The organism is Photobacterium sp. GSS17, assembly GCF_028621875.1.
GTDB lineage: Bacteria > Pseudomonadota > Gammaproteobacteria > Enterobacterales > Vibrionaceae > Photobacterium > Photobacterium ganghwense.
In genome coordinates, this window is record NZ_CP117517.1 from 2292731 (window position 1) to 2319334 (window position 26604).

Annotated in this window: 23 protein-coding genes; 8 read left to right on the forward strand and 15 right to left on the reverse strand. The window is 49.9% G+C overall.

What is annotated here, in order from left to right:
• Positions 1–4: 4 nt before the first annotated feature.
• On the forward strand, positions 5–265 hold the full coding sequence (locus PGW97_RS10240; protein ID WP_273857254.1) for a hypothetical protein: 261 nt from the start codon (positions 5–7) through the stop codon (positions 263–265).
• A 16-nt stretch (positions 266–281) separates the two neighbouring features.
• Here PGW97_RS10240 and PGW97_RS10245 read toward each other — a convergent pair whose 3' ends face one another.
• Together PGW97_RS10245 and PGW97_RS10250 are read right to left on the reverse strand one after the other, a co-directional pair.
• Positions 282–503, reverse strand: a complete 222-nt coding sequence (locus PGW97_RS10245) for a hypothetical protein (protein ID WP_146149689.1) — start codon at positions 501–503, stop codon at positions 282–284.
• Between the two features lie 214 nt (positions 504–717).
• Positions 718–1110 (reverse strand): DUF2391 family protein, encoded by a 393-nt coding sequence (locus PGW97_RS10250; protein ID WP_273857255.1) that lies wholly within the window; start codon positions 1108–1110, stop codon positions 718–720.
• 494 nt (positions 1111–1604) lie between these two features.
• Between PGW97_RS10250 and PGW97_RS10255 the strand changes: the two genes are divergently transcribed.
• The 4 genes from PGW97_RS10255 to PGW97_RS10270 all read left to right on the forward strand — a co-directional run bounded on the left by PGW97_RS10255 (position 1605) and on the right by PGW97_RS10270 (position 7150).
• Complete coding sequence (locus PGW97_RS10255; protein WP_273857256.1) at positions 1605–2816, forward strand: MFS transporter; 1212 nt, start codon at positions 1605–1607, stop codon at positions 2814–2816.
• A 27-nt stretch (positions 2817–2843) separates the two neighbouring features.
• On the forward strand, positions 2844–3779 hold the full coding sequence (locus PGW97_RS10260) for an alpha/beta hydrolase (RefSeq protein WP_047883439.1): 936 nt from the start codon (positions 2844–2846) through the stop codon (positions 3777–3779).
• Positions 3780–4155: 376 nt separating this feature from the next.
• A complete protein-coding gene (locus tag PGW97_RS10265) occupies positions 4156–5010 on the forward strand; it encodes a hypothetical protein (RefSeq protein WP_273857257.1) in 855 nt (284 codons plus the stop codon).
• A 196-nt stretch (positions 5011–5206) separates the two neighbouring features.
• Complete coding sequence (locus PGW97_RS10270) at positions 5207–7150, forward strand: S9 family peptidase (protein WP_273857259.1); 1944 nt, start codon at positions 5207–5209, stop codon at positions 7148–7150.
• 163 nt (positions 7151–7313) lie between these two features.
• On the opposite strand, the gene PGW97_RS10275 is transcribed toward PGW97_RS10270, so the two are convergent.
• A complete protein-coding gene (locus PGW97_RS10275; RefSeq protein WP_273857260.1) occupies positions 7314–8216 on the reverse strand; it encodes a LysR family transcriptional regulator in 903 nt (300 codons plus the stop codon).
• A 134-nt stretch (positions 8217–8350) separates the two neighbouring features.
• On the opposite strand from PGW97_RS10275, the gene PGW97_RS10280 reads away from it, so the two are divergent.
• Positions 8351–8941, forward strand: coding sequence for a LysE family translocator (locus tag PGW97_RS10280; RefSeq protein WP_273857261.1), 591 nt, complete (start codon positions 8351–8353; stop codon positions 8939–8941).
• A gap of 202 nt (positions 8942–9143) precedes the next feature.
• Here the strand turns inward: PGW97_RS10280 and PGW97_RS10285 are convergent, their stop codons facing one another.
• From PGW97_RS10285 to PGW97_RS10315, 7 genes are all read right to left on the reverse strand, one after another.
• Entirely contained in the window at positions 9144–9728 is a 585-nt protein-coding gene (locus PGW97_RS10285) for a DJ-1/PfpI family protein (RefSeq protein WP_273857262.1), read from the reverse strand.
• 108 nt (positions 9729–9836) lie between these two features.
• Positions 9837–10706 (reverse strand): GNAT family N-acetyltransferase, encoded by an 870-nt coding sequence (locus PGW97_RS10290; protein ID WP_273857263.1) that lies wholly within the window; start codon positions 10704–10706, stop codon positions 9837–9839.
• Between the two features lie 90 nt (positions 10707–10796).
• Positions 10797–11300 (reverse strand): GNAT family N-acetyltransferase, encoded by a 504-nt coding sequence (locus tag PGW97_RS10295; protein ID WP_273857264.1) that lies wholly within the window; start codon positions 11298–11300, stop codon positions 10797–10799.
• A gap of 52 nt (positions 11301–11352) precedes the next feature.
• A complete protein-coding gene (locus PGW97_RS10300) occupies positions 11353–11862 on the reverse strand; it encodes a GNAT family N-acetyltransferase (protein ID WP_217392770.1) in 510 nt (169 codons plus the stop codon).
• Positions 11863–11951: 89 nt separating this feature from the next.
• Entirely contained in the window at positions 11952–12560 is a 609-nt protein-coding gene (locus PGW97_RS10305) for a pyridoxamine 5'-phosphate oxidase family protein (protein WP_273857266.1), read from the reverse strand.
• Between the two features lie 403 nt (positions 12561–12963).
• On the reverse strand, positions 12964–13683 hold the full coding sequence (locus tag PGW97_RS10310) for an SIMPL domain-containing protein (RefSeq protein ID WP_047883430.1): 720 nt from the start codon (positions 13681–13683) through the stop codon (positions 12964–12966).
• 238 nt (positions 13684–13921) lie between these two features.
• Complete coding sequence (locus tag PGW97_RS10315; protein WP_047883429.1) at positions 13922–14653, reverse strand: riboflavin synthase; 732 nt, start codon at positions 14651–14653, stop codon at positions 13922–13924.
• 532 nt (positions 14654–15185) lie between these two features.
• Here PGW97_RS10315 and PGW97_RS10320 point away from each other — a divergent pair.
• Complete coding sequence (locus PGW97_RS10320) at positions 15186–15827, forward strand: LysE family translocator (RefSeq protein ID WP_047883428.1); 642 nt, start codon at positions 15186–15188, stop codon at positions 15825–15827.
• A 119-nt stretch (positions 15828–15946) separates the two neighbouring features.
• Here PGW97_RS10320 and treC read toward each other — a convergent pair whose 3' ends face one another.
• The 3 genes from treC to treR form a co-directional block, all read right to left on the reverse strand.
• Complete coding sequence (gene treC / locus PGW97_RS10325; RefSeq protein ID WP_273859663.1) at positions 15947–17623, reverse strand: alpha,alpha-phosphotrehalase; 1677 nt, start codon at positions 17621–17623, stop codon at positions 15947–15949.
• 70 nt (positions 17624–17693) lie between these two features.
• A complete protein-coding gene (gene treB / locus PGW97_RS10330) occupies positions 17694–19139 on the reverse strand; it encodes a PTS trehalose transporter subunit IIBC (RefSeq protein ID WP_273857267.1) in 1446 nt (481 codons plus the stop codon).
• A gap of 231 nt (positions 19140–19370) precedes the next feature.
• Positions 19371–20315, reverse strand: a complete 945-nt coding sequence (gene treR, locus PGW97_RS10335) for a trehalose operon repressor TreR (protein ID WP_047883425.1) — start codon at positions 20313–20315, stop codon at positions 19371–19373.
• A gap of 366 nt (positions 20316–20681) precedes the next feature.
• On the opposite strand from treR, the gene PGW97_RS10340 reads away from it, so the two are divergent.
• On the forward strand, positions 20682–21848 hold the full coding sequence (locus PGW97_RS10340) for a Card1-like endonuclease domain-containing protein (RefSeq protein WP_047883424.1): 1167 nt from the start codon (positions 20682–20684) through the stop codon (positions 21846–21848).
• 183 nt (positions 21849–22031) lie between these two features.
• Here PGW97_RS10340 and ygjK read toward each other — a convergent pair whose 3' ends face one another.
• Positions 22032–24605, reverse strand: coding sequence for an alpha-glucosidase (ygjK, locus tag PGW97_RS10345; protein ID WP_273857268.1), 2574 nt, complete (start codon positions 24603–24605; stop codon positions 22032–22034).
• 785 nt (positions 24606–25390) lie between these two features.
• On the reverse strand, positions 25391–26158 hold the full coding sequence (gene udp / locus PGW97_RS10350) for a uridine phosphorylase (RefSeq protein WP_047883422.1): 768 nt from the start codon (positions 26156–26158) through the stop codon (positions 25391–25393).
• Positions 26159–26604 lie beyond the last annotated feature (446 nt).

A 26604-nucleotide genomic window follows, 5' to 3' on the forward strand; every position in this document is an offset into this window, starting at 1 on the left:
AGCGATGTCATACAGAGCTCATTTATACGAAGCAGAACGACGCCGGGCAGACGCATATGAAGTGACACATGGCGACCGTGGTAAAAATAAAAACGGCACAAAACAAAATCGGCAGCGTCCTGAACACTCAGAGACGCTGCCGCTTCGTCAATTCAATATCATCGATGCAAAGCCATCAACTCAAGCATCTTCAGCACAAGAGCATTCGACCCTTTTATCTGTTTTACATCACTTTTATCTTTTTACATCACTTTCAGCCGTTTAACACGGCATCCACTCCGCTAGTGAAGATGCTGCGGATAGTACTGGCGCAATAACGCCCCGATGACGGCATCAGGAGACAGTGCGACCACAAAGTGGACCTTTGGCACTGTAAAGGCCGTGTCATTTTTAAAAACAGGAAAACTTTGAGCCGCCGGCCATTCACGGCTGCGGCTATCGGATGCCGTTTCACTCACTTCAAAATGAATGCCCGGCAACACCATCAGAGACTTGGTTTTCATGGCAGCGCACCCAGCAAAATTATCAACGAGAGGCGAAAAATTCATCGCTCCTTACGGATCAATATATGGCTGAAAGCGGCGGTTTCAAGGGTGAGACACCCGGCTATTTATTCACTCCCGACGGCCAGGTTTTATCGCTATTTTCTGGATTGCCGGGCACACACTTCTTTTCGTTAACGCGAGTCTTAGGCTTAATTCGCTGGTTTTTAGGGCGTTATTCCTTATCGAAACTGTCTACCACAATGGCGCCCATCGATGCCGGCATCGCAATCACGATAACCCGCCGTAATGACATTAACGGGTCAGTCATCAGAGGCAGTTTATCCAGCGCCAGCAACACCAGCCCCACGACCATTGCCGCGATCAGGTATGCCACCACCACACGGAAGAAAAAACCAAAGACCCGGTGTCTGATATTGCCCTGAAAAACACTTTCATACGCAAAAAAACCAAGAAAGCACAACGATAAACACAGCAACATCAGTAAATTGGGTAACGGCAGCGTTTCACCCAACCGCCAGGCTTCTTCCGAAAAAGAAATCGGCACAGCCAGCGCAAAAGCCCCGACCAGCACCTGACTGACATCTTCCAGATTAAAGTTAAGCATTCATTGCTCCGATTCAAACCACCGTAATCTTTATACTTTATCGCAACATCCGAATGAATTTAGCGGTTTTTATCGAATCTTTCCCGCAAGCTGTGGTGCAACATACGTTACGGCTGCCGCTCCTGAACGCAATGCGGCAATTGAGACCGGTATTACAGGCAGGCATGGCAGTAGAGGACGCTATCTTGATAAATCCCCCTTCCCAAACAAGCCCTTTCAAATTTAGCTCTCCTCCCAATAGCTGTCAGAGATCACACAACAGTATTTTGCGAAATCGGCATAATCCTTTCGGCCGTAAACCGCTAGAGTAAACACAGTCTGCCAATGACGGCAGGGAGATAATGATGAGTGGCCAATGGGAATAGGTGGCCAACGGGGCAAGCCGATAACAAGGGATGCGACGTAAGTAACCGGGGGCAGCCCATAATCGTTACCATTAATAAGCGCGCCTCTTTCTCCAATCACGTTCAGCAAAGTCACAGGGAGTGATAGCGATGCAGAAAAAGCACTTAATCGAAGGTGTCATCTTTCTCACCTATGCCTTGTTTGCCATGTCTTGGGTATCCGGAGCCATGATGACAAAGGACATCATGCTGCATTATGGTGTGGAAGAGATGACGTCTGCCACCTGGATAACCAACGCCATCACCATTGCCAAAATTGTCGGTAATCTGCTGGCAGCCTGGGTGCTGATCAAACTGGGGCCGAAAAAAGCCTTTACCTTTGCCTCATTGCTTATCGTTGCCGGCATTCTCGGCGCCTTTGCTTCTAACTACCCGCTGTATGTGTTTTCCCGCCTGATTATGGGCTTTGGCGGCGCGTTCGTGATCGTCTACTTCAACCCCATTGTGGTGAAATACTTTGACTCACAAGAGCGTCCTGTCGTGAATGGCATCAATGCGGCGGCTTTTAACACCGGTAATCTGATGGCTTTGCTCCTGACCGGCCTCATGCTGTCGGTTTTTGACGGCTGGCAGCAGGTTGTCTCCGCTATTTCGATAGCAAGCCTCGCGATACTCGTAGTGTGGTGGGTGATCAGTGACGATTTCTCCCTGACGGGGTCTTCTCAAGCCTCCCAATCTTCCACGCCAGCAGAAACTTATTCCCTGTCCGATGGCATGAAAGAGCCGGTTAACTGGTGGCTGCCCATTGCCTACTCCGGACTGTTGTTCTGCTATATCGCAGTCTTTTCGCTGTTCCCTCTGGTCCCGACCTTTGCCGTCGAGGCTAAGTATTTGTCTTCTATCATGATCGCGGCAGGTATGGTGGGAACCGTTGCAGGTATCATCATGGCCAAACGGTATCCGTTACGGGTGCCCGTCATTCGTTATTGCGGCCTCGCCATGACGGCAAGTGCTGCCATCATGATTACAACCAGCAGCCCGGCACTGGCTTACGCCGCAGCCTTTCTGGCAGGATTTTTTATGTTCATGCCAATGACCTGTTTAATTACCCTGCCTCAGGAGTTACCCGGCATGAACCCGGCAAAAATCACGGTTATTTTTGGTATGTTCTGGTCAGTGTCATACATTATTGAAACGATATTGATGTACCTCGCAGGTGTGCTGGCAGATAGCACCGGTAATATTTCGGTTGCAGCCAGCTTTGCTGTCGCTTGTTCCTCGACATTTTTCTTAGCCAGCTTTTTCCTGCCAGAAACAGGAAAACGCGCTGAGCAATTGTCTCCCTCAACACGCCGGGTGTAATTTATTTCAGGATACAGGAGATCAAGGATGCGACAAGTCAGCCCCAAACTTCAGCCATGGTTGGCCGTTTTTAACGAGCAACTAGCGATTCTGATAGAAAACGGCTTCAAAGCGACTCCTGTCAACGCACGGGAAGGACTGGCCAACCTCACCAGAGGGCTGGTCACCACCTCGCCGGTTATCGCCTGGGTACAAGATGACATTGTCGCCGGGGAAGAGTACGACGTGCCGGTGCGTATTTACCACCCGGACCCTACTCGCGAACTGCCGGTTCTGGTGTATTTTCACGGCGGCGGCCATATGGGCGGCAGCGTCACCGTCTATGACCCGCTTTGCCGGAAAATGGCCCTCACCACCCAACACATTGTGGTTTCCGTCGAATACCGCCTGGCACCGGAGTGCCCGTATCCGGCCGGTTTAAATGATGCCTATAACGTGGTCAAACACCTCTGGACAACGCTCGAAAGTCAAGCCGTCCGGTATGCCAGACAGCTCTCGATTGGCGGGGATTCCGGTGGCGGTGCACTGGCTGCCAGCGTCAGCCGTCTGGCGCAGTTTGATGCCAGCGTTTCAATTCATCGCCAGGTACTGATTTACCCCAGCCTGGATTACACCATGAGCATGCCGTCACTGGAGCAGAACGCCATCGGCTATCTGCTGCACACCAGCAAAATCGCATGGTATTTTGACAATTACTTCCGTCACGGTGAAAACCGCTATCAGGCATCTCCCCTGTATGGCGAATTTACTCCTAACTTGCCGGAGACATTTGTTATTACAGCAGAATTCTGCCCGCTGCGTGATGAAGGGTTTGCGTATGTCAATCAGCTTGAGGACAACGACATTCCTGTCAGTCACCTGCATTTTGAAGACATGATTCATACCTTTATGAATATGGAAGATCTGGTTCAGGCCGAATGCGAACAGGTGTACCGGGAAATGGGACATTTCCTGAACAGCTAAACCAGATCACCTCAACGAATTACAAAAATAACAGAAGACTCGAAACCTTTGGGAAGCGCACTTGTGCCCTTCCCTTTTTTTCATCCCATTTTCTGCCGGTTAATCCACTGCGATCTCAAACTTTCTTTTTCAGCATAAACAACTGAATGCATTGTGCTTTAATCCTCGCGGCTCCCGAATTTCTTTTGTCAGTTGGTGGCACAGTGACACGTGGCGCGGAGCGAGATCGGCATTTTGTCAGAGACCAATGCTCAATCAGAGAACCGTGCTAAATCAAAGATCAGTACTAAATCGAAGAACAGCATCATGTCTGAGAACAGAGCCATCTCAGAAAACAGTGCGATGACGAAGAAAAGGACTGTGCCAGAAAAAGGCTATGCCTGAGAAAAGAGTGATGTCGGATAAAGAAGCTATTTCGGATAAAAAAGCTAGGTCGGAGAACAGCAATATGGACGATTTTTACTGCGAAGAACGCAATCTGGGTGCTTATTTTGAGGCGGAGTGGCTGGAAGTATTGCGGGCTCAGGGTGACAACACCCCACTGGCTTGTGCTTCCAAGCCCGTACCAGATGCCTTTGTTATTTCTCCGTTTTATCGCGAGGTCAGTCAGTTTATTGCGGCCTGTTGCCAACAAGCCGATGTGGCACCGAGCCACTATCTGGAAGTGGGTCCAGCCCTCGGGCGTGTCACCTACGAAACGCTGCGACGCTTTCCCCAGATTCGTCAAAGCTGGCTTGTTGAGCCTTCTCAACGATTGCTCAGTCACTGTCAGAAGTTGCTGATGACACCGGGCTGCTATGCCTTTCCTTACATCCAAGGTCTCAATGAGCGGGGCAGCCTTGTCATTGATACCACCGTAATAGCCAGCGCCTGCCAGCACAGCGAGATCACCTGTATCAATGCCCCGTTTGACGGAAAAACCCTGACCGTCCAAGCCGACTTAACGGTCTGTCTTAATGTGCTGGATCAGTGTCAGTCTCCGCTGACCATCATGGATGCCCTGAAGCAGAGTACCCGTTCTGGCGGTGTACTGGTTGTGTCCAATACTTACCAATGGCAGAAAAAACACCTGCTTGATGCCGAAGACGCGGTGGACGATATCAATCAGTATTTCGAAACAACCGGCTGGGACAAACTGAATGACACCGACATAGGCTATGGATTTCGTTTCAACGAGCGGTTTTCCAAACACTTTATCTCGCACGTTGTCGGCTACCGAAAACGGGGCTAGCGTATGATTTACCCCAGCCAAATGTAACAAAAGCGTTACCGACATCCCATTAACGGCTTAAATATCAGTAATATTTCCTGACAGCAAAAACTTACTTGCAAATTAGCTGACTAAACCATGCCTATAAAGCAAGTCATCAGCGTCGGTATTTTTTAACCATAAACGATGACTTGGAAAATAACCATGGAGCACAACAATGAAACAAGGCAAGTTACTGCTTTCAGCCAGTTTGGCCGTATTACTGGCCGGATGCAGCCAGTCGGGGACACAACCGACCGCCAACACAACGCCTTCAGCGGCTGAGTCAGTGCCTCCGGAATATCCGATTGACTATTTTTTCCGCAACAGCGTGGTGCGCAGCTACCAGATTTCACCGGATGGCGACTTTATTGCCATGCTGAAGCCGTGGCAGGATCGGATGAACATCTTCGTCCATCCGACCGACCAACCCGACAAGGTTGCACGGCTGACTGATGTGACAGAACGGGATATCGCGTATTTCAACTGGGTCGATGACGACACGTTGATTTATTCCCGCGATACCGGTGGCGATGAAAACTACCATCTGGTCATGGTCAACGTCGTCACCGGCAAACAAAAAGCCATCACACCGACGACGGGCACTCAGGCTTTTGTGATTGATACGCTGGAAAATCAACCAGATGAAATTCTGCTGACCAGTAACGAGCGCGATCCCAAAGTGTTTGATGTGTACCGTTATCACCTAGAATCCGGAAAGCGTGAGTTAGTGGCGAAAAACCCGGGGAACGTGACCGAGTGGCTGACTGACAATAACGGTATTATCCGCGCGATAGAGACCACCGACGGCGTGAATACGGCGGTGCTATACCGGGACAACGAGCAAGGGAGTTTCCGCCCGCTGAAACAGCTGAGCTACAAAGAAGCGTTCAACCCCATTGCTTTCACCCCGGACAATAACAACCTGTATGCCGTTTCACGTATCACCCGTGATAAAGCAGCGATCGTCGAGTATGACGTGGCCAACAACCGTGAAATTCGGGAAATATTCTCTCATCCGGACGTGGATGTGGAAGATGCCTTCTATTCCCGCCATCTGAACAAACTGGTCAGCATTGAATACATTACCGACAAGGTGCAACACCATTTTCTGGACGATGGCTTTCAAAGCATGTTCGCTGCACTCCAACGCCATTTTCCCGACAGTGAAGTCTCGATTAACAACGCCACCCGCGATGAGACGAAGTTTATTGTCGTCACCAGCAGCGACATTGCCCGTCCGAGCTACTACCTGTATGACCGCACGGCAGACAAACTGACTAAGCTGGCCGACAATGCCCCGTGGCATAAGCCGGAACACATGGCAACGATGAAGCCGATACAGTACACCTCACGCGACGGTACATTGATTCACGGCTACCTGACCCTACCGAAAGGCCGTAAAGCTGAAGATCTGCCTCTGCTGGTGCTGCCGCACGGCGGCCCGTGGGCGCGGGATGTGTGGGGGTTTAATCCTGAAGTTCAGCTGTTTGCCAACCGCGGTATCGCCGTACTGCAAATGAACTTCCGTGGCTCAACCGGCTATGGGCGCGAGTTCTGGGAAAAGTCGTTCAAGCAATGGGGTCAGTCGATGCAGGACGACATTACTGACGGCGTAGCCTGGGCCATCGACCAAGGATTCGCCAGTAAAGAGAATGTGTGCATCTATGGCGGTTCATATGGGGGGTATGCGACGCTGGCCGGTGTCACCTTCACTCCGGATGTGTATAAATGCGGTATCGACTACGTAGGCGTCTCTAACCTGTTCACGTTTATGGATGCCATTCCACCGTACTGGAAGCCTTATCTGGCCATGTTGCACGATATGGTCGGCAACCCGCAGGATCAGAAAGAAGCCAAAATGCTTCACGCTTATTCACCGGTCTTCCATGTTCAGAACATCAAAGCACCTTTACTGGTCTTGCAGGGGGCAAAAGATCCGCGCGTAGTCAAAAGTGAGTCGGACCAAATCGTGAAGGCCTTACGTGATCGCGGCGTGGAAGTGGAATACATAGTGAAAGAAAACGAAGGGCATGGTTTCTACTCACTGGAAAACCGCCTTGCTGCCTATGAAGCGATGGACAAGTTCCTGAAAACCCATCTGCTGGAGCAAACGCAGTAAGCGTCAAACAGACAAATCGAAACTACAATCACAACCGCAACCGCAACCGCAACCAGAGGGAGCATTAAGCTCCCTCTTCTGTTTCCGCACAGCGGCGAGTCTGATGCCGTTTTTTACTTATTACTCTGAAGATACAGCGTTTTTTTAGGATAAAGGAAGACGGCTAACACCGATAGATCCCTTTACGTTGACTGCTGGACTGTTTAATGAAGTCGATAAATAGCTTCATTCGGGCGGGAAGCAAATTGCGGCTTTGATAGATCAGAAAAACGGGCCTAGGCTCCAGCTTGATATCTTCAAGGATAACCACCAGCTCGCCCCGTTTTATATCATCTTCCAACAAAGGCAAAGGCTGGAGAATGATACCAGCACCCAGCTTTGCGCAGATTCGCAAGCTGTTGCCGTTATTGCTAACGAATGTCGACGCATCGAGGGATAACGGCGTCAGGTCAAAACGATGTTTAAATGAAGAACCTGCAAACCAAGGGCTGAAAGCAAGCACGTTATGGTCATTAAGATCGGCTAAAGTCGTTGGCGTGCCGTGTGCCTCCAAATATGTCGGTGAAGCACAGAACCTCATCTGCTGCTCCCCAACCTGCATGCCAATAAAACCTGAATCGGATAATTGCCCCACACGAAAATAAAAATCGTATTTATCTTCAATAATGTCGGAAATTTCATCAGATAAAGTCAGTTCAATACGAATATTGGGGTGCTGTGAACTAAAGGCATGTAATAACGGGCAAAGCTCATACGTCCCATAATTGGTCGGAGCGCAGATCCGTATTCTTCCATCAGGCACTGTAGCGTAGCTTTCAAGGTGTTTTTCGGTTATTGCCAACTCACGCAGAATAGCTCTGCAACTGCTTAAATACATTGCTCCCGCTTCGGTGATCTCCTGCTTTCTCGTATTGCGGTTAATCAATTTCAGCCGGATTTCTTTCTCTAAGAAATTAATATATTTACTGACCATGGTCACGGACACGCCAAGCTTCTCTGATGCCTTAGTGAAGCTACCTTCATCGCACACCGTGATAAATGTTTCGATAGCTTTAAATTTGTCCATGACACCTTCCACCAGTTAGACCAAACGGGTAACCATAAACCATTAGTTAAAAATGTTTAAACCGTATTGATATTATTATCTTTTTGGCAACCCGGTACTCTGATGACACAAAAATGATTCCCAAGGTTACCTACATGAGTTCACTCGTTACTTACTTCATCATATCTGCGTTGACTGTTGCAAGCCCCGGTGCGGCGGTTGTCTTTACGATAACCAATACCCTGACGAAAGGTCCCGGAACGGCGATCAGAGGTTATATTGGCGTCGCAATAGGTATTCTGGTGGTTGGCTATTTCTCTCATGAGATGCTGCTTCGGGTTGATCGCCATATCCCTGGAGGGCTGGGATGGGTAACGCTGTTTGGTGCGTGTTACTTTCTATGGCTGGCCGCGGCTAAACCCCATAATAAAAAGGTTGTTCTGCGCGAAAAAATGGCAAGGAATCATGAAATGCTCAGTGGCGTTCTCATTAGTGTCACTAACCCTAAAGCGTTGCTCTTTTTTACCTCGGTTTACCCTTTATACCTCGATGAGAATATTCATTATTTCGTATTAATTGTTATTTTTGCTGGTAACGTCATTTTTATACATTCGATGTATACCTTGTGTTTTACCACCTATAAAAAACGGTGGTCACTCAACGAGGAGAACTGGCAAAAGATAACGCGCTTTCTCTACTTGTTCTTGTCGATTTCCTGTTTTGTTTACGCCTTCAAACAAATGTAAAACGTCACTTCTCACTGACTGACTCAGAGAACGAAGCCCGCAAAAACGACACACTTTGCTGAGCATCTGAGCATCTGAGCATCTGAGCATCTGAGCATCTGAGCATCTGAGCATCTGAGCATCAAGAGTGTCACTCGCCAATTGTCATCATGAAAGACTCATTCAGCGTCGGCCAAGCCGACGCTGCGACTAATCGCTCTTTTCACCCTTGCTTGTTACCCTGCCACTCATACTCCATTTGCCGCGCTGTGCGCTCAGCCAGTGAAACCGATTCCAGCCGGGAAACCAGATGCAAGCTCATATCGATACCGGCACTGATCCCCGCCGAGGTGATAACTTTCCCCTGCTCGACCCAGCGCTGGTTGCTGACAACGTTCAAGGCCGGGAAATGTTCAGTTAATGCAGGAATATCTTCCCAATGAGTGGTAACGGTTAACCCGTCCAGCACCCCGGCTTTGGCCAGAATAAATGCGCCCGTACAAACCGAGGTAGCCCAGGAGGCTTGCTCTGACATCTGACGAACCCACGCCAATACGTCCGGCTTGGTCAGCTCCTGATTGTGGACACCTCCTACCACAATCAACACATCCAACGGCGGATGCGCCGAAAGACTGTAATGAGACTGAACCAGGTAATTTCCCCGAGCCGTGACGAGCCCTCCATGCTCGGATATCAGTGAAACCTGCCAGTCGAGCCCGGCAACTCTTGCCGCGGTGGTAAACACCTCAAAAGGCCCCGAAAAATCGAGCACTTCTGCGTTGTCGTAGATATATATGCCGATATTCACCGTACTCACTCCTTTGAATAGTGGGTTTTTAGCACTGTTTTTACTGCATTGGGTTCCATGTCAGGCGCTTTTATACCCGGTAAGTCAATACTGCTGCTTTCGCTTAAGCTATTCCTGCGTTGGCTTCCACAAATAAGGGGATGTTATCGCAACATGTTGAAAACCATGCTTTTCAACAATAACTCGGCTCATCTCAGACGCGTCGATGGTCAGGTACTGCTTCTGCTTAGCCATCGCGTCACGAATTCGACGCTTCACCAGTGCCGAGTAATACCCTTTACCGCGATGACTGTCGAGCGTCGCGCCGCCCCATAGCCCGGCAAACGGGCTACCTTCGGTAAAGCGGAGCCATGCCGATGAAACCGGCATCTCCGCATCGAACACCACATAGATTTTTAGATCATCCGGCCTTTTCTGCTTAGTGGCAATTAACTCAGCGGTGTGATCCTCCCAATTACCGCCAAACACTTGCTCCTGTACCGACATGGCCGCGCGGATACCAGCTTCATCAATCACTTCAACGACTGATACGGCCTCAGAACGTAATGCCAGGTCAGGTTCAAAGCGTGTTGGCTCTATCTCAACTGCATCCGTCTCTGTCTCTATCTCTGTCTCTATCTCTGTCTCTGTCTCTGTCTCTGTAGCCTGAGAAACAGGCAGTGGCAGAACCATAAAGCTTTCTGTTGATTCCTTCACGAATCCCTGCGATACCAGTTTTTCTCCAAACCCCGCTGGTTCATCGGTACTGAAGACTTTCCACTCAAAGTCTTTGCCAAGGGTGGTGAAGTAAGCAATCTCTTGCTGAATCAACTGGTCAGCGTCCTGCTCTGGCACCTCGAAAAAACTAATAAAACTGCCAGACTCGCCGTCAGATACGAATCTGACAACATTGGGGGTTACTTCCTTGCGAAAGCCTTCCAGCACCAGTCCCTGACGTTCAAAACGACGATACGCGTCGGTTACCTGTTTGTTGTTCATTTTTCTTCCCTGAACCTTTTCACATGGCGGCAGATAGCTGCGGTAAATACATGAGTATGTACTGCTTGAGATAACAACGTGTCTCCCAACTCATGTGGCAGGCTGCCTTACCATATAGACAAATTGTGTGTCCTGGTTTTCAATCTCAAAGCCAAATCGCAGATACAGCTCCCCGACACGATTTCCCTGCAAATAACACAAACGCATCAGATTACGCCTCCTGTCAGCCTGCGCGACACACCGTGCCAGAATCGCACTCCCGATGCCTTTGCCCTGAAACTCAGGCAATAGAAAGAAACGACAGAAATACAGTTCCGGATAGCTTTCGTTGGTCAGTTTATCCCTGATATTCCGCTCTTCCACCAGATAGCTGCCGGCTCGCTGACCATTGACACAGATGACCTCGGGCTTGGCCGCAGACCACTCATCATGGTGAAATTCACGCTGCAGTGCTTCGTCCCACCCGAACACGGCGCTGATTGGTCCGAATTCGGCGGCCTTTTTCAACTGAAACAAAAATTCATAGTCGTCTTCACCGGCCGTGCGAGTTGAGAGACTGACGGGGGCATTTTTTGGGTGACATGTGTTATTCATACATTTCCATGGGGCTTTCGCTCTGGTTCAGGTGTTAGCTCTGATACAGGCTTTAGCACTGATGCAGGCTCTGGAATCGCACCTGATAATAATCCGTTTGCTTTGGCGGCTTCTGGCAGTTGGGCTTCAGAAAATGCCAACCGTTTTTCTGGTAGTGCCTGAGAGCCCTGACATTGGTTTTACTGACAGAGAGAATTGCACCCTGGCACCCCAGCGAGAGAAACTGCTTGGCTAGGTAATGTTGCAGCTTATCTGCTATTCCGGCTCCCCTATACTCGGGAGCCAGATAAATCAGATGCACATAACCCAAACCCGGCTCAAAAGAATAGGCTTTGTATTCCAACTGACCAATAATCTCATCTCCCAGCCAGACATGTTCATAACGCCATTCCGGTAATTCAAGACGACTGCGTATACGAGCTTCATAATCCTCAAACGCATCATCAAACCCGTCAGTATGGCCAAAGCTGCACTGATATGCCTCGCGACGAAACGCGAGGCATTGCGGATAGTGTGCATCAACATCCACGGTTTTAATGTGTAGGGTTTCCGTACTCTTCACGGTGATTTCCTGATGGTTAAGTATCCCATTCTCGATGCTGCGTCGCCGTCTTGACGCTGCTCTGTCGATCAAAGACTGGTATTCAAGGGTTACAGTGTACTTTGGTAGTAATCCACCATTTCTTTCTGCTCCATGGCTTCTCCGTCCAGATTTTGCTGTTCTTTGAGGATCTTAGCCAGAGAAGGCAGAATATCACGGTCAACGGTAAAGGTACCGTCCCACAATTTTGCCCGCATAATCGCTTTGGCACAGTGGAAAAATGTTTCCTGAATATCAACTTTAATGACCAGTTTTGGCGGGCGTTTTCCGTCCAGACAACGTGCCAGCCACTCTTCGTCATCGTGCAGGCTGGCGGTCCCCTTTATTCTCACGACTTCTTCGACACCTGGCACCATCAGCATCAGACCGATTCCCGGTCTTTCCAGCAGATTGCGGAAGGTATCTAGACGGTTGTTGCCGGGGCTGTCCGGTATAAGAAGGGTTTTATTATCCAAAATAGCCACAAAGCCCGGCAGGCCACCTCGCGGAGAGACATCGGTCATCCCCTGCTCATCCACGCTACTGAGCAGTAAAAACGGACAATGCTCGATAAACGTTCGGGTATAGCCATCCAGTTCATACAGTGACTTATTGGCAGCACGGGTACTTGGTTGGCTGTAGAGCTCACCCAGTTGCTCGATTGAGGTAATTTGGGCCATTAATAGCGTCCTATATCGTGAAACAAAGAGATCAAAGGAGAAATTGAAAAAGGGATAAATGAAAAGGCGTAATGAAAATGCACTCAATTCCGGATAACAAACAACGTCATTAGCAGTTCCCACGGCAAACGGTTCTCAGGACAAGCGATGCTCACGACAATCGATGTCCATGTGTGGGTCGTTCTCGGCTTGATGCTTGAGCGTTGAAACAGCAAAGCCGCTTGAACCACCAGCGAATACCCTGACGGTGCAATAACAGGCTCAAGAACGGAATGCCTCAGGAGGAATACCTTGCCGCCGAAGCGGCATGGCATCTGAAACGATGATGGTTTATAGAGAGATCTTGGGTCAGAACTGTCAGCGTGAGGGCAACGTTTTTTGCACCCTTACGCCATCTGCACGATTAATCTGACAGGTAATACTCAACGGTTGAAACAACACGGATACGTTTGATATGAGGGTTATTTCGATCCCGTGCTGCAATGCTGAATTGCCCCTGCGAGGCTTTACGAATTTTGCCTAAATCGCTGTGAGAGTCCTGCGCAAATTTTTCGGCTACTTCCCGGGCATTCTGGGTGGCTTCCTGTATCATTTCCGGCTTAACGTCATTCAGACGGGTAAACAGGTATTCAGTCTGGCTTTGGTAGTTATCCCCGGTAAAAACAATGCCCTGTTTACCCAATTCAGACAACGAACTCATGACCGACCGGGCGGCATCAATATTTTTGGAATACACCGTCACTGTCTGAAACGCGGTATAACGGAATTTCGCCTCGGCATCATTACCGTATTGCTGTGCCGATTTATCGGTAATCGCCGGTGATGACACGGAAATATCCGCCTCTGCGATGCCATTTCTCAATAGATAAGTGCGAATTTTATGGGTCTGGTCATCAATGCTCTTATACAGCTCCGTCAGATCATTCCCGGCTACATTAAACTGGATCGGCCAGATCACAATGTCAGCCTTGTACTCGCGCTCTGACAACCCTTTCACCGTGACGGTGCGGTCATACATTTTGTACTGAATCGCAGCCTGACCCAAAATATAGCCTAACGCCGAAAGGCCAAGCAGCACGCATATCCCCAGCACAATCAGGCCGGATTTATCGGAACGTTCCATGTCTGTCTCCTTTATCTGTTGTGCTTACCACCACCCATCCTACTTCACTGCACAACGTGACTAGCTAGGTGTGATGAGTTGTGGCTAAGTATGGCTAAACTGTTCATTGATAAAATCAGCAAAGGGGTTGTCCTACTCGGCGGACACTATTATCGGTTCCGTAAGCACCGGCTCGGGCTGTCCAGGCCGTCAGAAACTGCGCCAGCCGCAGACAACTGGCGCATTTACCAAAAGGTAATCAGGACGTTTCACGACAAGGCAACGACGATGCCTGCTCTTTAGCCGGTTGGGCCAGTGCATTCATATCGATCCCCTGTTCAGCCAGCAGCTTTTCAAACATTGGCATCAGCGGCCCCAGATTCTCAGTCAGGGTATCTCTGACAGTATCAACCACCACCTGCGTACCCCGCTCAATCTCCACATTCACATGTTCACCAACTCGCTTGGCTTCCAGGTTTGTCGTACGGCGGGTTTCCGGAATTAGCCAGACTTCAAACCAGCCCGAGTCTTTATTCACAGCAGATACCGTCAGGCTGGCCCCATTAATGGCAATATAACCTTTCGGGAAAATGTAGCGCTTCCACTCGTCACATAGCACAAAGCGCAGGCAGTGATTATCGTCTATTCGGGTGATCTGCAAAATCGGTGTGTGAAAATCAATGTGACCCGACAACGGATGGCCACCAATTTCGGCTCCGTCCTTGGCGGCTCGCTCAACATTGACGATATCCCCTTTCAGGTAGCGATCCAACGCCGTCGTCTCCAGACTCGGCAACATGATGTCCAAACTGACCCGTGTTTCTGACAGGATTTTCGTTACAGTCAGACAAACACCGTCAACGGCGATGCTGGCGCCAACTTCCAGCCCGTCACAAAAGCCTTTTTTAAACTTCAGGATAAAGGTTTGAATTCCGTTTTCATCGCTGATGTCATCGATGAATGCCACTGATTGAACAATTCCTGTAAACATAACGTGTCCTTTTCAAATAGCTATGGTCTGAGAGTGAACTGATAACTATAGAAGTGATTGCGCACTGTCGCACCTTACTTACTATCCGGTCAGTACTCTCATCACAGTCTATTAATGAGGCTTAAAAAGGGTCAGTATATCGAGCACAATCTGATAGACATCACAGGGCATATACAGTTGCAAATCCGCCTTCCCCATTGTTAACCGGTTAACGACAAATATGCTACCGCCCAAGATCACACAATCCCGTCACGATAAAACCACTCACCCACCAAGTAAGCAATTGATTGTATATATGACGTTAATTGATTGCTATAAAAATACCGGGCAGATGTGAAAAGAACGCGTAAAACGCCAGCCAGCTCACGCCATACTTTCAGTGTGATGTTTTTTTGACCACACAAATCAGAACATCTCTCCACTCAATCATGTTAAAACAGATCTAATTACCACCAATCAAGTTAAAAACAGTTCAATTTGACCATCACAATCGGTAGAATCCAGCTCCTTCTAAACCAACCCAGATAAGCAAATGATTGATTTCTCCATACTGCCCGTTTACCTCACTGCTGTGATTGCCCTGCTGCTTATTCCGGGGCCGGATATGTTACTGATCGCCAGCTCAAGCCTGAGCTATGGCAAAAAAGTGGGCGTGTTTGCGAGTCTGGGGAATGCAACATCAGGCCTGATCCTGACACTGCTGGCGGCCATGGGCGTATCGGCACTGATTGCCATGAACCCTTTCGCCCTGGAAGTCCTGCGGGTACTGGGCGGCGCCTATCTGCTGAAAATGGGCTGGGACTGTATGCGCACTCAGCCGGCTGATACACCGGAAGTACAAAACAGCCAGAGCCTGGCGACAACCCTGTATCGACGGGCGGTGATCAGTAATCTACTAAATCCTAAAGCGCTGATTTTCTTTGTTCTCTTTTTGCCGCAATTCGTATCCTCACAGGTAACGGCGAGCTCTGGCGAGCAAATGCTGGTACTGGGACTGCTACTCAATGTGCTCGGCCTGCTGTTTAATCTGTTTCTGGTCACCATGATTGGCAGCCTGGGTCAGCCACTGCTGAAAAACGAAAAATTCCGTACCAATCAGCACAAATTCATGGGGCTGATCTTTTTTGTGCTGGCGATCTGGCTGCTGGCCTCGCAAGTGCCTTCAGTCAACTGAATGCCGATCGTGAGCAAGATGCCCGGGGTGAGCTGAGCACCCACATCACTGACATTAAACACAAAAAGAGCGCCAAACGGCGCTCTTTTTCATGGTGATACTCAGTACTACCCAAACCATCATTTCGCGATAAGAATAATCCGGGTTTCATAAGGCTGCATGGTAAAGCACGATGCCATCGGTTGCGCCATTACCGCAGAATAGTTCGACAACAGGCACTGCCCATTTGATACAGCCAGGGCTTCTGGTAACTGACACTCCGCCGACTCGCCATAGTAATTATTGATACACAACAAAATCTGGCTGTCTGACTCACGCTTGTAGCAGAATAATTTCTCATGCTGCGGCATCAGGTCGGTATAGTCGCCAGTAGTGATCACGTCCACCTCTTTACGCAGCCTGATCAGCTGGCGATAAAAATGGAACACGGAGTCTTCATCTGCCACCGCTGCTTCTGCGTTGATTTCACGGTAATTACCCGCCACTTCCAGCCATGGCTCAGCCTGAGAAAAACCCGCGTAGGCCGAGTCGTTCCACTGCATTGGCGTTCGGGAGTTATCACGGGATTTCTGCGCCAGAATGGCCAGCATCTCCGCATCGCTCATCCCCTGCTGTTTCACCATGATGTCGTACATATTGGTACTTTCCACATCGCGGTACTGGGTAATGCTAGTGTAACCCGGATTGGTCATACCGATTTCTTCACCCTGATAGACATACGGCGTACCCTGCATCATGTGCACGGATGCACCCAGCATTTTCGCGGATTCAACCCGGTAGCGGGTGTCATTCCCCAGACGGCTGACCACCCGAGGCTGGTCATGGTTACACCAGAACAGTGCTCCCCAGCCCTTGCCGTTCAGTCCGGTCTGCCAGTGATTAAAAATCTGTTTAAGCTGGATGAAATCAAATGGCGCTTTGGTCCACTTATCGCCGTTCGGATAATCCACTTTCAGGTGGTGGAAATTGAACACCATCGACAACTCTTTACCATCCAGTGACGAGTACTGCTGGCAATGTGCAAGGGTCGTCGACGACATCTCACCCACTGTAACCGAACCGTATTTCCGGAAAACGGCTTCACTGATTTCCTGCAGATACTCATGAACCCGCGGGCCATCAGTGTAAAAACGTCGGCCATCGCCGCATTCATCATTCGGGAAATCCTGCTGTTTCGAAATCAGGTTGATTACATCCAGCCGGAAACCATCGACCCCTTTTTCCGCCCAAAAGCTGATCACTTGCTTCACTTCTTCCCGTACCTGCGGATTTTCCCAGTTCAGATCCGCTTGCTCCGTGGCGAACAAGTGCAAATAGTACTGACCGGTTGCCTCATCGAGTGCCCACGCGCTGCCGCCGAATTTCGACTGCCAATTATTCGGGACGTCGCCTTCTACCGGGTCTTTCCAGATATAGTAATCGCGATAAGGACTCTGCTTATCCCCCAACGCCGACTGAAACCAGGCATGTTCAGTAGAAGTATGGTTGACCACAATATCCATGATTATCCGGATACCCTTTTCATGCGCCTGCGCCAACAGGGCATCGAAATCCGCCATGGTGCCGAATTCCGGATTGATCGCGTAGTAATCCGAGATGTCATAGCCGTTATCCACCATCGGCGAGCGATAAACCGGCGTCAGCCAGATAGCATCCACCCCCAGCGTTTTCAGATAATCCAGCTTAGAGATAATGCCCTGAATATCCCCCGTGCCTTTGCTGCCACTGTCGCAGAAACTTTTCGGATAAATCTGATAAACCGTTGCAGTCCGCCACCATTCATTTTGCGCTTTCATCATAAACCTGCACACTCAAACTACAGAAAAGGTAGCTGGCCACCGCCAGCTACAAAATTAACAGACCGAATCAGGCTGCCGCTTCAGCACTGGCTTCTTCGTCATTGCCCAGTTCACCTTTCGCTTCTGCGCGCTTATACATGAACAGGGTCAGCATCATTGGCACCACAATCGCTACCGCCATCGCCAGCAGGTACACCAGCCAGTATTGCGGCTGAATCGACAGAATCCCCGGCAGGCCGCCCACACCAATGCCATTCGCCATGACTCCGGCACTGCCGCAGATCGCCGCCGCCAAACCAGAGCCAATCATGGCGCTCAGCATCGGGAATTTGTATTTCAGGTTAATCCCGTACATTGCCGGCTCGGTGACCCCAAGGTAGGCCGAGATAGCTGCCGGCACCGAGATTTCACGTTCATTGTGTTTCTTGCTGATGAGGATAATGCCTACCACCGCCGATGCCTGGGCAATGTTCGACAAGGCAATCAGCGGCCAGATAGGTGTGCCGCCCATCGACTGCATCAATTGCAGGTCAACGGCATTGGTGGTGTGGTGGATACCGGTAATCACCAGCGGGGCATAGAGGAAACCAAAAATCATGGCGCCCAGAATCGCAAAGTCACCAGTCATCGCCGCACGTGCAGCCGCACCGACAGCATCACCCAGCATGCGACCAAACGGGCCGATCAATGCGTGTGCCAGCACCACGGACACCACGATAGAGATGAACGGCACGATCACCAGATACAGGTACGCTGGAATAATCTTCTTCAGATTGGTTTCAATCAGCGCCAGAGCAATACCTGCCAGCATGGCCGGGATCACCTGTGCCTGATACCCGACTTTTTCAATCACAAACAAGCCAAAGTCCCACACTTCCGGTTCCTGCTGGCCAATCAGGTAAGCATTCATCAGTTGCGGTGATACCAGCGTGATCCCCAGTACAATCCCGAGGATAGGTGTTCCGCCCATCTTCCGGACGGTTGACCAGCACACCCCGACAGGCAGGAAGAAGAAAATAGCCTCGCCGATCAGCCACAAGAAAGAATGCACCGTCGCCCAGAACTGACTGATTTCCGTCAGCGTCTGGCCATCGAACATTTTGATGTCGCCAATCACGTTCCGGAACCCCAGAATCAGGCCCCCGGTAATGATAGCTGGCAGCAACGGGACAAAAATTTCGGCCAGATGGGAGATCCCGCGCTCCAGAATGTTCATGTTCTGACGGGCCGCGACTTTCGCTTCTTCTTTGCTGGCCCCACCCTTGCCCGTCAATTCGGTCAACATCTTATAGACCTGATCCACCTCAGTGCCAATCACCACCTGAAACTGGCCGGCATTGGTGAAACAACCTTTGACCATCGGGATCTGTTCAATGGCTTTAATATCCGCTTTATCTGTATCGGCCAGTACAAAGCGGAGGCGGGTCAGGCAGTGACTGACACTGGCGATGTTCTCGCTTCCTCCGACTTGTTCGAGCAGGCGCTCCACCTGTTGTTGGGTAATCTTACTCATGCCGTTGTCCATCGTTATTGAAATAGGAATGTTGTATTTTTCGTCGCACATTTTCGCCTGTATCGGCAGGCTTTTGCCATTAATGGGAATGTTCCCACCAAGCAACAACAATCATTCCAAAAACTGCTCACATTGAAAATGGGAACATTCCCATTGCGTGAATCAGTTCACACCTTGCTGTTAAGAAAGTCTAGCTGGATCTGCCAGCAACGATGGACAATGACGAAGTGATCAGACGGATGCCTGCTGCACCAGATGAGTTATGCCTGCCGGTTCTGAAAGCTGCCGGATTAACAAGCGGGCGGATTCTGCCCCGGCCTGGTAGTAGCCGGGATCAATACTGAAGGTATTGGGAAATAAGAAAGAAAGCAGTGATGTCGCGCCAACGCCGGAGACCTGAACGTCAGTGCGCCCCAGTTCCTGCAGGCGTTTGGCTACGCCCATGGCAAGGGTGTCACTGGCGCAGACGATGGCCTGCGTTTCAGCGAGCAGCACCTTGTCAGTCAGGTGGTAAGCGCTTTCATAACTGAGCTGGCCGGTTTGAAAACAAGGCGAAATGCCCAGCCGCTCGCAGCATTCTTTGTATGCATTCAAACGCATCAGCCCCGTTGTTCGGTCACTCTCATCCACCCCGATATAACTAATGGCTTCAAGGCCCTGCTCCACCAGCTTATTCACCGCCAGTTCAATCAGCCCCTTGTGATCATAATCGACCGAAGATACCTGATCGGTATCCACCGCAATGACGACCGCACGGTGACCAAAGGTTTCAATGGCCGACATATCGCACCCGGAAAAACCGAACACAATCACCCCATCGACATTGCGCCTGGTCAGCACCTCGAGGTGCTCATTGGTTTTTTCGGCGCTGAACTGGCTTTCCATGATGACAGCATCGTAACCCGCCTGGTAGATCACATCGAGGATACCGCTGACGGCTTTATTTTCTGACGGGGAGTCAAGACGCGACAGAATCACCCCTACCACTTTGGCGCTGCCGCCGCGCATCGCCTGCGCTGACTTTGAGGGCACATAACCGGATTCGCGAATCACCTGTTCCACTTTTTCCCGGGTCGCAGGCTTCACTTTAGGATCGTTAGTTAATACGCGCGAAACCGTGGATTTTCCGACACCGGCAAGCTTGGCAATATCTAGGATGGTCAGTTTCTGGGTCATGACTCGTACAGGTTGATGATTTCCCGTTTATTGTCACTGCCAGCACAATAATTTCAATCTTTTTCCCGAAATTTACGGCAGGTTTCCTGCTTTACATAACAAAGTGCGGGCATAAATTACGTCCTGAAATCTGGATTTACGAATTTTTATTTATGCTGACAAAGACTTACATTACTCAGACATTTCTTTGATTTGCTTGGCTTAGAGTAAAGCTTCCCGGGTATGACTTGAAATTCTGACACTCGGGCCACATATATTAAGAAAGACAATGAAAAGCGTTATTTTAATGACCTTACTATCCGGAGCTGACTTTTATGTACCCTGTTGATTGCCGGAGTAAGTCACTGAAAGCGCCTAAGGATAATTATGATTACTCACGTTGGCATTATTGATCAAGATCCTGTCAGACTGATCACCCCGCTTCTCGATCACGGCATTCCTTCTGACAAGATGATTTTTCTCGGTACGGCTTCTCAACAGGATCAATATGAACGCCTTGCCTCTATTCTGACTCCCCGTCACATCGACACCGAATTCTGGGTTATCCCCGACTCTATCAACGTTACCAAAATCCGCGCCACAGTGATTGAGCTGGCGGAACGCCTCAAGAAAGAAAACACCGATGTCTGGTTCAATGCCAGCTGTGGTCTGCGTCACCGCCTGCTCTCTGCTTACGAAGTGTTTCGTACCTACCACTGGCCGATTTATGTCATCGAACCATTCAGCGATGAAATGTGCTGGCTTTATCCGGCCGACCGCGAACAACAGCAGGTTGAAGACCGCATTCAGCTGACCGATTACCTGACCATTTTTGGTGCCCGTTGCGAACTGCCGGAATCTCAGGTACCAGAAGCCCTGAACGAGCAACTGTGGGAACTGGGCCAACGCTGGGCTAGTGCGGCACTGGAACTGGGGCCGGGTCTGGCAACACTGAACTACCTGGCGACCACCTGCCGTAAAGAACAAAAACTGGACGTTGAACTGAGTGACAAGCAGCAAGGCTATAAAGAGCTGGGCATGCTGATTAATGATTTAGAGGAAACCGGACTGGCCAATTACCAAGACGGTGTACTGACCTTTAAGCATGAAGAGGCCCGTCGCTTTGCCAACGGTGAGTGGCTGGAGAACCTGGTGCACAGCACAGTGCGTGCGATTCAGAACGATCTGCCGACCATTCAGGATCACTCCCTCGGGGTGCAGGTTTACCGCCAAATCGGCGACCGTGAAGTGCGTAACGAGCTGGATGTGGCAACCGTGGTGAACAACAAACTCCACATCATTGAATGTAAAACTAAAGGCATGCGTGATGACGGCGACGACACCTTGTATAAGCTGGAATCGCTGCGAGATCTGCTGGGTGGCCTGCAGGCGCGCGCAATGCTAGTCAGCTTCCGTCCGCTGCGTCACCACGATCTGGTCCGCGCTCAGGATCTGGGTCTGGCGATTATCGGGCCGGAGCAGTTAGGTGATTTGCAGACACATCTGCATCAGTGGTTCAAAGCGGCGGGAGGCCAGAGCCAGGATTTGGCCTAAGTCTGCGCAATGCTGCTGACAGCTGCCCACAAAAGACAAACAAAACTGCCACGACTGTGGCGGTTTTGTTTTTATGACGGTTCTTTTTCTGAAGGGGTCTTTTTGCGGTTCTGTGCTTCTATCCTTCGACCTCTACCTTTGCCCTTCTTTCTCACTCAAGCCTGAGGATAATACCTTCTCACGCTATTTGGTTTCTTTGAAGAAGTCCCGATACAGCATGTAAAGATGCGCCGCACTCCATGAGAAGTTGCTCGCGCCCTGCACGGCACCGGTTTCCGGGTTATAGTTCTCTCGAATCGCGCCGTCACCCACCATGCCTTCGGCATTGCTGAACAAGGCGTTGGCCAGTTGCACCGCTTCTTCACCGTAGCCGTATTGCTTCATGCCCTGCACCCCAAAATAGAACTGATCCAGCCAGACGCGACCACGCCAGTAAATATCGGCATGATACGCCGGGTTGCTCTGCGACGCAGTTGGCAGCGAAATACCGGCCCCCTCATACTTCAATGCGGTGTTAAACTCTTCTGCATTAAGCATTGTGTTCACGACTTTATCCGCCGTTGCCTGCGTCGCTGCACCATTAAACAGCGGTCCCCAGCCTTCAGGGCCGCGGCCACGGGCTACGATTGGCTCACCCGCACAGGCCACGCCATTTTTCATCACTGGAGCAAGCTTGCCGTTCGGGTCGACGTTCATCTGAATGTCGTAGAAAAACTGGCTTTCTGCATCGAACATACAGGTGTTGATATAGGTATGCAGCGCTTCAGCGCCATCAAGAAACTCCTGTGCTCGCTGTTTGCCCGGTACCGACTTGGACACAAGCGCCGCCATTTCGGCCAGATATTTGTTGTCTGAGTACATGTATGAAGCCTGATCAACCGACTCCTGCAACATGGAGAATCCCAGTAGTTCACCGTTATCATCCCGGTTTTCCGCAAAACGTACTTCCCAGTCTTTTCTTGCTGCCGACAGATTACCGCCATAGTGGCTGTCGGCATAAGCTTGCAACTGTTCGTCCGAAATAAAGCCAAACCGGGCAGCATTGTCCATTCCGGATTCCCAGCCTGCCGCTTCCTGTGCGCCCACATGCAGCGCGGTGTAATTCACCTCATCCAGGATGGTGTTGTAGTTATCCATTCCCCGCACTTTATAATCGTTGCCTTTGTGCTCCAGCACATCCGCCCCAAACCGTGCATTCAAGTCTTCCGTGGTGGTTACCCACACATACATGTGGCCATCTTCGGTATTGTGAGCCGGATCCACCGCGGCACCGTATTCCGGCACACCGTTGTTATTGTGATCCCGATTTGTCAGCCACCAATCATGATACGCCACCAGTTTAGGATACATTTCATCAATCCAGGCCTGTGCATCTGCCGGACGGTTAAATTCATCTTTCAACGCATGGTAGACTTCCATCACAGCCCAGGCAGCCAGTGACGGCTTGGTGTTTCTCTCATTCCAGTTTTCTGACCCGGCACCACCCCGGCTCTGCGGCAAGGAATAGCTGACCACATCCAGCAAGTATCCCTGGTCCTGCGGACGGATAGGGTCATTGCCTTTAACCTGATACTCAAACACCGTACGGATATTATCCATCGCCACATCCGGGTTGAAATGCGCCATGGCGTAAGCCTGTTTCCAGGTATCCCACGGCCAAGTCAGGTTACCAGAGAACCAGCGAGCCGTGACGGAAGGCGTTACGGTTGACTGGTGAATATCCCCGGCTGCCGAACGCCAGTTGCCGTTCAGGGTCATCATCGCTTTAACCCCCACACGAGCCTGAGCTTCCGTTGCCTGTTGATTCACCATGCCCGATGCAATATACGAGTTCCAGCGCTCATCCGTAGCCAGCATATAAGGCTGTGGATTAGCAAGAATGTCGGCGATTTTGCGCGCTTCTTTCTCCACTTCTTCGGCATTATGAAGATGTGAGTACGTGGTGTAGATCTTCACCGTGCCATCGGCAGGCACGTGCTGGCCAGCCGTCGATGAGAACGCAATATTATTGGTCTCAACCTGGGTCTGGTTAGCCACAGAACGCACAATCCGGAATTCCGCATCCCCGTCATTGCGGATGGCCCAGTTGTCTTTCATCTCGCCGAAACGAATTTTCAGACCGTTTTCAATTGGTTCGATACGGCGCTGGTAATCCGGATACATGTCATCCACTGACATGGTTTCATAACCCGGTGTCGAACGGGCTTTTTCCAACAGCTCACCGTCCCAGGTCAGCGCCAGTTCCATCGCTTTACCGCTGTGGTTGGTAATCTGAGTTTCGACCAGTGAGGTCCGATCCGTCACAAACCGCAGCACCATTTGTACGGTCAGCACGTCTGTTTTGAGAATTTGCACTAATGCGCCCGGCGTGCTGTACACCGTTGCTTCAGCACCTGCGAGATCAATCACTTCCCCGCTCAGGCGATCGGCAATGTGGAGCTTGTCAAATGCCTGTCCTGACATGTAATGCGCATATTCCTGGGTAATCTGCATGATCCCGCCAAATGCCCCATAGCCTTGCTCATCGGCTGGCAACAAATGCCCATGCCACGCCCCTAAATCAACAAATGCGTTGTATTTCAGGTTGCTGTACTCGTCATAGTCACGAAGAAACGCCGGAGATCCGGTGCGGTCGATAACATTTTTGTATGGGCCGGATGGTACGGCGGCGGTTTTCTCATCCTGGGAGCTGCTATTACAGCCCGCCAGCGCAATGACTGAACCTATCAGAGCGGCTAACACTGTGTGTCGAAACATATTGATTCCCTCTTGCTCCCAGTGCCAGCGTCGCCCGGACACAGGGAAAAATGGTGCTGAAAAGAAATTGCCTTGCTCAAAGAAAACAATCGCAATGTCATAAAATACGAAAATTCGGAGGGATAATAATCTGGTAAAATTTTAAGTAAAAGATACCGAAATCACACTTTATTTTTTTAGTGAATCAATTATCAATAGTAAGAATGGAAAACGAAGGGGATAACAATGAATAACTATTTAAAGCGACGGAGAGAGTCTGGACAAAGGATCACACTGTATTGGAATTGAACAGTTAAGCATTTGTTATTACTGATAACTATGGGGATTTTGACGCATAACTTAATTCGTTACATACAGAAAGAAAGCAGGCAGAACTCTCAGAAAGGTTTCTGGAACAAGGTCACGTATTCCTTGTAAGGCAATGACGGATGGACACAGTGTCGTACGAAACACTGGTTAAATCATGACATTTTTCAGTTAACACATGCCATTCTTGGCCATAGATTGTTTCGTTAATCTCTCATTTGTAACTCAACGTATCAGCCGTTTTTTATAGCGCCGGACAAGCCCGCTTCTTCGTTTATGCACTCTGTATTCAGTTACAAAAAACGAGTTTCGTCATGGGGGCAATGCGATGAATTTGGCTACCACCGTGCCTGAAAAGAAAAAAACCAGTGCTTTCGCACTGGTTTTTTCATAATTTTTTACCTGATACGAGACTGACGAACAGACAGAGCGTTTTACACCAAATGAATAGCCGCTCCTGCCGGTCTCAGACTCAGTATTTACTGGGCCAGCATACGGCGTGCAGCTTCAACCACGACTTTGATTGAGCGAGCTTCTGTTTCTTTCAGCGTGGCGTGGTCAGGAATTTCTTTCTGTGTACGGTTGATGATAACACCCGCCACACAACCAGCACGCAGGCCAGAACTTGCACACATGGTCAGCAGCGTGGCTGATTCCATCTCAAAGTTCAGCACACCCATTTCCTGCCACTCTTTCATTGAGCCCTGGAAACGACGTACCACACGGCCGGAGAATGTGTCGTAACGTTCCTGACCTGGGTAGAAAGTATCACTGGAAGCCGTTACGCCTGTGTGAACGGTTGCACCATCAGCATCACAAGCCGCTTTCATGGCTGTTGCCACATCAAAGTCAGCCACGGCAGGAAATTCCATCGGCGCAAAGTGCAGGCTGGCACCGTCCAGACGCACAGAGCCGGTAGTCACAATCATGTCACCCACATTAATATGCGGCTGGATTGCACCTGTGGTACCGACACGCAGGAAAGTACGAACGCCCAGCTGAGCCAGCTCTTCCACCGCGATAGAAGTTGATGGGCCACCGATACCTGTAGAACACACTACTACTGGCTTGCCGTCCAGCTTGGCACGGTAAACTGTGTACTCACGCGCACTAGCCAGAAATTCAGGATTTTCCATCAGGTTCGCGATTTTCTCTACGCGAGCAGGGTCGCCAGGAATAATCGCCAGTTCAGCACCGTTAAGATCGGCTTTGGTCACACCCAGATGAAATACTGCGTTGTCAGACATAGTCATATCCTTTTTTTGTTATTGCCGCCAGATAGGGATAAGAGGCTAGCGGCTCTACGTGAGTTGTTTCACAAGCACTCGAAAATCTGTTACTCAAAAGGCTTCGCGTCAGAAGCACTTGTGAAACACAGAATAACGATAGCTCATAGCAACCAATAGTTAAGTGATGATTGTCACATTAAGAGAAAGGTATGACTTTTAACATTTCAGTTAACAGTGACTGTAGTCACATAAAAACGTTTACCTTTGCGATATATCACACTATTTGTTTTGAATATCACCAGTAAAAAAGCCGGCTGCATCTTGCACCCGGCCCTTTACTTGATGGAATTTACAACGATTTTTTTGTCCGAGCTCAAAACGTTCGACTCTTTTCTTCTTACTGAAGACCTTAAACCTGTCTCTTTTACCTTTGCCTCTTTTACCTCTGTCTTTTATACCTTTGT

Coding starts and splice junctions, on each gene's coding strand:
- PGW97_RS10240 (WP_273857254.1), top strand. CDS start 5: ATGTCATACAGAGCTCATTTATACGAAGCAGAACGACGCCGGGCAGAC.
- PGW97_RS10245 (WP_146149689.1), bottom strand. CDS start 503: ATGAAAACCAAGTCTCTGATGGTGTTGCCGGGCATTCATTTTGAAGTG.
- PGW97_RS10250 (WP_273857255.1), bottom strand. CDS start 1,110: ATGCTTAACTTTAATCTGGAAGATGTCAGTCAGGTGCTGGTCGGGGCT.
- PGW97_RS10255 (WP_273857256.1), top strand. CDS start 1,605: ATGCAGAAAAAGCACTTAATCGAAGGTGTCATCTTTCTCACCTATGCC.
- PGW97_RS10260 (WP_047883439.1), top strand. CDS start 2,844: ATGCGACAAGTCAGCCCCAAACTTCAGCCATGGTTGGCCGTTTTTAAC.
- PGW97_RS10265 (WP_273857257.1), top strand. CDS start 4,156: ATGCCTGAGAAAAGAGTGATGTCGGATAAAGAAGCTATTTCGGATAAA.
- PGW97_RS10270 (WP_273857259.1), top strand. CDS start 5,207: ATGAAACAAGGCAAGTTACTGCTTTCAGCCAGTTTGGCCGTATTACTG.
- PGW97_RS10275 (WP_273857260.1), bottom strand. CDS start 8,216: ATGGACAAATTTAAAGCTATCGAAACATTTATCACGGTGTGCGATGAA.
- PGW97_RS10280 (WP_273857261.1), top strand. CDS start 8,351: ATGAGTTCACTCGTTACTTACTTCATCATATCTGCGTTGACTGTTGCA.
- PGW97_RS10290 (WP_273857263.1), bottom strand. CDS start 10,706: ATGAACAACAAACAGGTAACCGACGCGTATCGTCGTTTTGAACGTCAG.
- PGW97_RS10295 (WP_273857264.1), bottom strand. CDS start 11,300: ATGAATAACACATGTCACCCAAAAAATGCCCCCGTCAGTCTCTCAACT.
- PGW97_RS10305 (WP_273857266.1), bottom strand. CDS start 12,560: ATGGCCCAAATTACCTCAATCGAGCAACTGGGTGAGCTCTACAGCCAA.
- PGW97_RS10310 (WP_047883430.1), bottom strand. CDS start 13,683: ATGGAACGTTCCGATAAATCCGGCCTGATTGTGCTGGGGATATGCGTG.
- PGW97_RS10315 (WP_047883429.1), bottom strand. CDS start 14,653: ATGTTTACAGGAATTGTTCAATCAGTGGCATTCATCGATGACATCAGC.
- PGW97_RS10320 (WP_047883428.1), top strand. CDS start 15,186: ATGATTGATTTCTCCATACTGCCCGTTTACCTCACTGCTGTGATTGCC.
- treC (WP_273859663.1), bottom strand. CDS start 17,623: ATGAAAGCGCAAAATGAATGGTGGCGGACTGCAACGGTTTATCAGATT.
- treB (WP_273857267.1), bottom strand. CDS start 19,139: ATGAGTAAGATTACCCAACAACAGGTGGAGCGCCTGCTCGAACAAGTC.
- treR (WP_047883425.1), bottom strand. CDS start 20,315: ATGACCCAGAAACTGACCATCCTAGATATTGCCAAGCTTGCCGGTGTC.
- PGW97_RS10340 (WP_047883424.1), top strand. CDS start 20,682: ATGATTACTCACGTTGGCATTATTGATCAAGATCCTGTCAGACTGATC.
- ygjK (WP_273857268.1), bottom strand. CDS start 24,605: ATGTTTCGACACACAGTGTTAGCCGCTCTGATAGGTTCAGTCATTGCG.
- udp (WP_047883422.1), bottom strand. CDS start 26,158: ATGTCTGACAACGCAGTATTTCATCTGGGTGTGACCAAAGCCGATCTT.